The sequence below is a fragment of the Goekera deserti genome, assembly GCF_010685995.1.
GTDB lineage: Bacteria > Actinomycetota > Actinomycetes > Mycobacteriales > Geodermatophilaceae > Goekera > Goekera deserti.
The window spans coordinates 1-1,043 of sequence record NZ_JAAGWK010000047.1; the positions used below are offsets into that span (position 1 = coordinate 1).

The 1,043-nt window shown below is 66.2% G+C and carries 2 protein-coding genes; both read left to right on the plus strand.

Annotated elements, in window-relative coordinates; all coding sequences use genetic code 11:
- On the plus strand, positions 1-363 hold a 363-nt coding region (locus tag G1H19_RS22315), incomplete at its 5' end, for a flagellin (protein ID WP_268895491.1).
- Between the two features lie 186 nt (positions 364-549).
- Positions 550-1,043 (plus strand): flagellin N-terminal helical domain-containing protein (locus G1H19_RS22320; RefSeq protein WP_459562364.1); only part of this gene is annotated, 494 nt, incomplete at its 3' end.

The following is a 1,043-nucleotide window of genomic DNA, read 5'->3' on the forward strand; positions in this document are numbered from 1 at the left end:
AGCTACATGACCAGCGGTGGCTTCGCCCTGAGCTCCTCGGCCGCCGACGTCGCCGCCGCCACCGTCAGCTTCACCGGGGCCAGCGGGACGGCGGACGCCCTGACGGCGATCGACAAGGCGATCAGCACCGTCTCCACCACCCGGGCCAACCTGGGTGCGATCCAGAACCGGTTCGACTACGCCCAGAACAGCATCAACGCCTCCATCGAGAACCTGACGGCGTCGAACAGCCGGATCACCGACACCGACATGGCGCAGGAGATGTCGGAGTTCACCCGCACGCAGATCCTGAGCCAGGTCGGCACCGCCATGCTGGCGCAGGCCAACCAGGCCAGCCAGGGCATCCTCAGCCTGCTGCGCTGAGCTGAGCGCCGGTGATCGGTGGGGGAGGGACCTGGTCCCTCCCCCACCGATCACGTCGTCGACGGTGAGAATCTGCCGCAGTTCGAGTGGAGAACGGCCCGTCCCAGCCGTTACCTCAAGGGCACGCCCCGTAGCACGGATGCAGCGGGAACAACCACCCTGAGACCTGATTCCACGGAGGACATCATGGCCCTGACCGTCAACACCAACATCGCCGCGATGAACGCCTATCGCAACCTGAACGCCACCAACGACAGCATGAACAAGTCGCTGGAGAAGTTGTCGTCGGGCTCGCGCATCAACCGCGCTGCCGACGACGCCGCCGGCCTGGCCATCTCCGAGGGCATGCGCTCGCAGATCGGCGGCCTCAAGATGGCCGTCCGCAACACCCAGGACGGCATCTCGGTCGTGCAGACCGCGGAAGGCGCTCTCACCGAGACGCACTCCATCCTGCAGCGCATGCGCGACCTCTCGGTGCAGGCCTCCAACGACGCCGGCCTGAACGCCGACGCCAAGAAGAACATCCAGACCGAGGTGACCCAGCTGAAGTCCGAGCTGGACCGCATCACCACGACCACGACGTTCAACGGCGCCAAGCTGCTCGACGGCTCCTACACCGGCAAGAACTTCCAGGTCGGTGCCAACGCCGGCGAGACCATCTCGATCAGCATCGGTGCCGC